Source organism: Orrella sp. 11846, from assembly GCF_048820935.1.
GTDB lineage: Bacteria > Pseudomonadota > Gammaproteobacteria > Burkholderiales > Burkholderiaceae_B > Algicoccus.
Window position 1 is genome coordinate 1 of the sequence record NZ_JBMERD010000031.1, and the last position, 6,890, is coordinate 6,890.

Genomic DNA, 6,890 nt, shown 5'->3' on the forward strand with positions numbered 1-6,890 from the left:
ACCCCACAAATGTCACGATCAACGCGACCATCGTTAAAACATCGACGATCACAAAAGATAATGTTGATAGTTCCGAAAGCTTTACTGTGAGTGCGCTTGACGGTAATGGCAACCCTGCTAGGGTTTCAAAGAATGGTACTCCAGCTGGTTTTGGTGTGCTTAGTTCGAACGAAACAGACAACGGAAAAGTTGATCAACAATACAGCGGAGATCCCAAAGAGCTTGGTGTAAATGAACAGGGCAAGAGTGAAAAGCTGATTGTTGCATTCAACAATGAAGTTAAAACATTTGATGTGCAGTTTGCGTGGCGGCATAATCAAGAAAGTGCAAAGGTTGAGTTTTTTGATGTGAATGGCTCTGCCATTGGTTATGCCATTGTGTCTGGTGGTGGCAGTAATACAGAAGCTACGGTCAGATATTATGATTCGGCTGGTAACTTGAGGAAGACAGTCAATGCGCCAGGTGGTACAGATAATGTTGATTTGGCTTATACATTTGAACTTTGGGATGGTCAATCATTCAAGTCAGCAGAATTTACTGCGGTAGGTGCGGGTTCTGATTATTTGGTGCATTCTGTAACTTATAAAGAAGTAGTGAAGGATGGTACTTCACTACCATTTAATCAAGATGCAGAAGTTCTTCTTGAGATTCAGACTGACAATGTGCCAGATCCTTCTTGGATCGCTGCTGGCAATACACCAACAGCCAAAGTGGACGTAAATGGTACTGAATATACGGTTGATCTCGATGAGAATGGAAGAGGCACGTTAACCGTAACTGCACAGGCTGGCACTGAGCTGGATGTCCAGATTACTGAAGTCAATGGTAATTATGAAGATGTGAATCTTGGTGATGCCGGATTAGTGCTGTCCCCAGCTGAGCTCGTTATAGGAACCAATAAAGATGATGGTCCTGGCACGAGCAAGGTGATTGACGGTGGCTCGGGAGATGACATTATTCTGGGAGACCCAGGCGGATCGGTTACAACGGTGGAAGCAGGTGTCAACTACAATATTGCGCTGATTGTTGATACTTCAGGCAGTATGAAGGACGCGTCTGGTTCTTATAAGCCTGGACGAAATGGTGCGGCAATTTCACGCATGGATCTGACGATCGATGCACTTGTGAATTTTGTCAATGACATCAAGAATCATGATGGTGTCGTGAACGTATCGTTGATTGAATTCAATTCGCTCGCAAAGGCGCCGATTACGATAAAAAACTTGACAGCATCGAATGCAAATACCTTGGTTAATGCTATTAAAGCTCTAAAAGCTGATGGTGGCACAAACTATGAAGATGCGTTTATTAAAACTATCAATTGGTTTAATAATCAGCCTGTTACATTTACCGACGGTGGAAAGACTTATACGTACGAGAATTTGACGTACTTCCTGACTGATGGAACTCCAACTTTTTACGGTTCTTCCAACCAAAGCTGGTATAAGTATCCAAAAGGTGGTGGTGGTCAGATGGACTTTCAGTCCTTTAAACAAGGACACGATAAGTATTTAGAGCTAACTACGAAGTCGAAAGTACATGCAATTGGCATTGGTGATGATATCAATCACACTGTGTTACAGTTTTTCGATAACACGGATACAGCAGGCGTTGGTAGTATTACGATTGATAGTGAATATAATTTTAACGGTAGTAAAACCAATAGCAATAGAATTGCAGCAGGTACTTTAAGCAATGCGGCTGTTGGCCAGCCTGATATTGTGAATACCGCTGAAGATCTTGCTGCTGCATTACAGGGTGGTAGTGTTTCCACAGATCTTGAATATGTGGGATCCGATGTGATTTTCGGTGGTGATGGTCACGATATTATCTTTGGTGATGTGATCAATACCGATCATCTGACATGGGCTGGTCGCTTTGATGAAAACAGCACTTCGTATATGCCTGCAGGCTCTGGCTTGAGTGCACTCAAGAAATATCTTGAGATTACGGATGGCAAAGCTCCGAGCAATGAAGATCTATACAACTACATTAGAGAGCACCACGAAGAGTTCAACAAACCTGATGATGCTCGTGGTAGTGCGGATGTGATTGATGGTGGTGCTGGTGACGACATCATTTATGGTCAAGGAGGTGATGACACAATTATTGGCGGTGCCGGCGATGATATTCTCTTCGGAGGTGCTGGTGATGACACATTTGTCTGGCATGACGGAGATCAGGGAACCATAGATACACCTGCTACCGATACCATCATGGACTTTGGCCTGGGTGGTGTCGACAATCCATACGGTGAAGACAAAATTGATCTGAAAGATCTGTTCACAGTCGATGAAGATAAGCTGATTACAGACTATCTCTCCATTGAAAAGAGTGGTGCAGACACTGTGATCAATGTCAACACGGATGGGAACGTGGCCGATGGCGCAAACCAGAAAATCGTGTTGCAGAATGTAACCTTGGAAAATTATGATGCTGATACAGTGGCTCAGTTCATCCAAGATTTCATCCAACACACTAAGAATACTGGTAACGATGGAAATGGTGGCTAATCAAGCACCAGTTTGAAGCCATCTAGCGTCTCGTAACGTAGTTTGGTTGCGAGACGCAGCAAGCTTTGATTGCCGCAAAGAATGAGATTTCGATTCTGTTCTTAGGTGAGTGTTAACGCACTGGCGTGATGCTGCATGCAAGTATGATGCTTACTGTCTGCTAGGGCGCAGAGAGCACGATCCGGAAACAGTTGGTGTTGAATTGCTCCAACAACACTTGGTTCAAGGCCACGATCTCCTTATGAGTCACGCTGGCCTCAAAGCGATAAAATGTTGAACTGCTGGCCAATCGCTGAATCCGACCAGCTACGGTTTGTATCAGAGGATCATTGTGAAGCCGGTCGTGATTGTTGAGGCCTTCATGACCTAGGCCTGACTTCGTAAGCAATGGTATGGACGCCCCTACCTAAGGCTACGGCATCAAAGTGCCTTACAGTGAGGGTGTTTAACCAATCACGCTGCTCAGGAGGGCGTCCATCATGAAGATTACGACAATTGGCCTTGATTTGGCAAAAAATGTTTTTCAGGTCCACGGTGCTGATACCGATGGCAAGCTCGTCTTACGCAAAAAACTCCGGCGTGATCAGGTGATGGTGTTCTTTGCCAATCTGGAACCATGTTTAATTGGTATGGAAGCTTGCGGCAGTGCTCACCACTGGGCTCGTCAATTACAGAGCCTAGGGCATGAGGTCAGGCTGATCTCCCCACAGTTTGTTAAACCATACGTCAAAAGCAATAAACACGACGCGGCTGATGCTGAAGCAATTTGTGAAGCAGTCACTCGCCCCACAATGCGCTTTGTGCCCATTAAAAATGTAGAACAACAAGCCATGCTCTCCATACACCGAGCACGGGAAGGATTCATTGGTGATCGAACAGCCACTGGCAATAGGATCCGTGGTTTGTTAGCGGAGTTTGGTTTGATCGTCCCACAAGGTATTCATCATTTACGCACGAGGGTTCCAGAGTTCATTGAAGATGGCACGATTGAATTGCCTGGCCTCTTCAGACGATTGATTGACCAATTACTTGAGCATCTGAATTGGTTAGATCAGCAAATCGACATACTGGAAGAACAAATCAAAGTTTGGCACCGTCAGAACGACGACAGTCAACGCTTGGCTCAAATCCCAGGGATCGGAATGATCACTGCGACTGCGATGGTTGCCACCATCGGAGATGCTCGCAATTTTAGGAGTGGTCGAGAGCTGGCGGCCTGGGTTGGCTTGGTACCACGACAGCACTCCACAGGCGGCAAACAGACCTTGCTGGGCATCAGCAAACGAGGGGATGCGTACCTACGAAAACTGCTTGTCCACGGTGCTCGGGCTGTCGCTTATCACATCGGTAGAAAAACTGATCCAGATCTTTGGTTAAAGAAATTGATCGAGCGGCGACCGATGAACGTGGCTGTGGTTGCGCAAGCTAATAAGACTGTCAGGATTGTCTGGGCTTTGCTTGTGCACGGACGTGAATTCCGACCCGATTACGCCAAAAAAACCGCTGCGTAATCGAGCCGGTCAAATTAAATGACATCACGATGATGTAACAAAGGTTTAGTCAAGTTTATACAGGGAGGTACACCCCACCAATTGCTCAGGCAATCATGAAATTGATGGCAAGACAGGTCAGACCGTGGTTGGCAAAGCCCGAGTGGTGGCAAGCACCTTGAGTGCGTGTAAGCGATAGAGGAGCCAACCAGCAGATACCATCAGGGACAGTGGCGCTTAGCCACACAAAAAGTCCGAATGTACGGCTGCAATCTCTCCCTACTTACCATTAACGATTGAAGGCTTGGCAAAACAGGGGCGTCCATGTACGCCACCGCATCGGCGTGATGACACTGCACGTCAGATGATGCATACTTGCTGAGCAGGATATTGTCTGTCAGATTATTGTGACTTGCGAGGTTAAGGGCTGGTCAGCGAAGTGTTGCTTCCACAGCCTTGGTGTGAGGGTGTGGACCTGTCTGTCTGGCTGCATTGAAACGCGTTGCAACACATCGACCAGGTAGGTGTACGGGTCGATACCGTGCAAACGGCATGTGGAGATCAGGCTCTGCATGATGCCGATGTGCTTTGCGCCGAGTTCGGTCCAAGCGAACATCCAATTGCGCCTGCCTATTGCGGTTGGCCTGATGGCACGTTCAATGTAGTTCGTGTCTAGTGGGACAGCCGCATCCGTCAGAAAGACACTCAAGGACGTTTTGCGTGGATGGGTATAGCTCAGTGCTTTGGCAAAGGGGCTGCTGGGCAAGAGTGTGACATCCGACAGACATTCGTTGACCCACTTGAAGAACGTAAGCGCGCCATCTAGCACATGATTGTTGATTGATTTCGTCTGCCCGATGATTGACACCATTGTCATCATCAGGAGGGCGACCTATGTCGATCACCAAACCCAATCGTGACTGGTGGAAGAATCACCTCGCACGCATCGAAAAAGAAAAAATTCCTACTAACCCCAATACTGTTTAATTAGTAATTATGTGAACATCAAACTGAACAGTTTGATTTAAGGGCGAACCTCGCGCACGAAGTGGATAACTGGACATTTTTCGCTTTACACCTCGTGGGTTTGTTTTCCCACGGGAGCGAACCGCTCGCCCACGAGCAAGCTCATATAAGAGGCTGTTCAACCAACTTTCCTTATTTTGAGGGGGGGAAAGCTGCTTGCGGCAGCCTGCGGCGCAAGACCTGTACAGCATGTATGAACGATAAGTCTTCACTGGTTTGGTTGGTTTTTTGTGCGGCGTGCGTCATTAGCTTACGTATGGCTGCATGTGCAATCAGCAGTGCGTAGAATTCCTGGCAGACCAGATCAGGGGTTTTGCTGCGCAACGCTGTTCCATTCCAAAGATGGGTTTTAAGCTCACCAATGGCGACTTCAATACGCCAACGTCGGTGATACAGTGCGGCGAGCTCCTCTGCCGGTGCTTGCGTATGCTCCAACCAGTTAGTCACCAGTCGATATTTTTGGTCGCTGCCGCCAAGTCGGTATTCGACGATCCGCACGACAATGCCCTCATTGCGTCGTCGAGCTTTAGGTGATGCATAAAGCTTAGTGAGATAAGAGCCATCATCAAGTTCCGTATGTACTGGAAAAACCTGACTGTCACGTGCCCGGAAAAGCAAGCGTGCTCCGTTGGCTTGAGCGCATTGCCACAAATCGTAGCCAGTGAATCCTCGATCAGCGAGCACGATCATATCTGACGTCGTGTCTTGGAGTACATCCTTAGCCAATTCGTGCTCACTGACTTTGTATGGGCCCATTCGTGCCCCAAATAATGTGTGCGTACCGCACTCAGCCAGTGTGCAAAATCGTAGCCGTGGAAACGCAGCGGCGCCGCGTGAAGCACCAGGATGCCCATAATAGGCCGCATTGCTTTTCTCCTCAGGCATTTCCATCGTGCTGCCATCGAGGCCCACTACCCGTAGGCCACGATACCAACAACCGCTCATCTCGGCAGGCGCACAAGGCTTGACTTGAGAACGGTAAAGACTCTCGAAGACATCAGGTCCTACACGTGTCCGTGCAATCGAGATTGCGCCCTTCGAGACCGCAATATCTCGCACCTGATCGCCATAGATTCGTCGCAACCCCTCGATCACGATATGAAGGACTTCCTCGTAGGCAGCTTGACGATACAGGCAGAGACACATCACAAGATAAACCAAAACCTCATGAGGCAGACCACGCCGTCGTTAGCTGAGTCTGTCATGCTCCTGCAAAACCTCTCGAACCTTGTCAAGAGGACAATCTATCGCAAGGTAGCCTAACATCAGATAGTCGGCTAATCGGGCGCCTTCGCCAAGGGTTGCTTTTGTCCGTGCCATTATCATACTCACGTTGATGATTTAGCACAAATATAACTGAAATATTACTAATTAAACAGTATTGCTACTAACCCGCAAATTTCATCATGCAGCCTGAAACTGTGATTTGTAGTGCTTTGCTTTGAGCTTTTCGTACGATTCAGTATTTCGGTGTTGTTTGCGCGTTATTCGATTGAGTTTCGCGATTTTTAAACGCAATTTCCCCTTACCCCGGGAGCGTCATCGTGCCCGGGAAACACTCTTTTTGAGATTAGGGGGACAGGGCTCGAACAGCACGCACAAGAATGTCTTGTAGCGGGTGATGTGACGCAAACATGATGCGTATTCGACGGGTGTTGCGAACCACGGCAGCACCAATTTTGAGCAGTCGAACCCGAATGGTTGAGGTTGTTGCATTGGCCAGTTTTGTGCCAGCTAGTGCCAGATCTTTCAGGCGTTGCATCAGCGTGTAAGCAAGTGCAGAGAGCATGATCCGAAACCAGTTGGCGATGAATCGGCGGCAGCTGGTGCGTGTACCAAATAGATCCAGTTGCGTCTCTTT

The 6,890-nt window shown here is 47.8% G+C and carries 5 protein-coding genes and 1 pseudogene; 2 read left to right on the forward strand and 4 right to left on the reverse strand.

Annotation, left to right across the window (positions count from 1 at the left end; all coding sequences use genetic code 11):
- On the forward strand, nucleotides 1-2,513 hold a 2,513-nt coding region (locus ACOI06_RS14290; RefSeq protein ID WP_420663270.1), incomplete at its 5' end, for a type I secretion C-terminal target domain-containing protein.
- Between the two features lie 160 nt (nucleotides 2,514-2,673).
- Here ACOI06_RS14290 and ACOI06_RS14295 read toward each other — a convergent pair.
- Entirely contained in the window at nucleotides 2,674-2,901 is a 228-nt protein-coding gene (locus ACOI06_RS14295; RefSeq protein WP_420663271.1) for a transposase, read from the reverse strand.
- Between the two features lie 91 nt (nucleotides 2,902-2,992).
- Between ACOI06_RS14295 and ACOI06_RS14300 the strand changes: the two genes are divergently transcribed.
- On the forward strand, nucleotides 2,993-4,024 hold the full coding sequence (locus ACOI06_RS14300; protein ID WP_420663272.1) for an IS110 family transposase: 1,032 nt from the start codon (nucleotides 2,993-2,995) through the stop codon (nucleotides 4,022-4,024).
- A gap of 376 nt (nucleotides 4,025-4,400) precedes the next feature.
- On the opposite strand, the pseudogene ACOI06_RS14305 reads toward ACOI06_RS14300, so the two are convergent.
- The 3 genes and pseudogenes from ACOI06_RS14305 to ACOI06_RS14315 form a co-directional block, all read right to left on the reverse strand.
- Nucleotides 4,401-4,811: pseudogene (locus ACOI06_RS14305) on the reverse strand (IS66 family transposase); the annotation flags it as partial.
- A gap of 350 nt (nucleotides 4,812-5,161) precedes the next feature.
- The gene (locus ACOI06_RS14310; protein WP_420663274.1) at nucleotides 5,162-6,205 is read right to left on the reverse strand and encodes an IS4 family transposase; all 1,044 of its coding nucleotides are present in this window, start codon (nucleotides 6,203-6,205) and stop codon (nucleotides 5,162-5,164) included.
- Nucleotides 6,206-6,599: 394 nt separating this feature from the next.
- The coding region (locus tag ACOI06_RS14315) for a transposase (RefSeq protein ID WP_420663273.1) at nucleotides 6,600-6,890 on the reverse strand (291 nt) is incomplete at its 5' end.

Bases quoted from the DNA above. Each gene is read 5' to 3' on its own strand.
- ACOI06_RS14300 (WP_420663272.1), top strand. From the start codon at position 2,993: ATGAAGATTACGACAATTGGCCTTGATTTGGCAAAAAATGTTTTTCAG.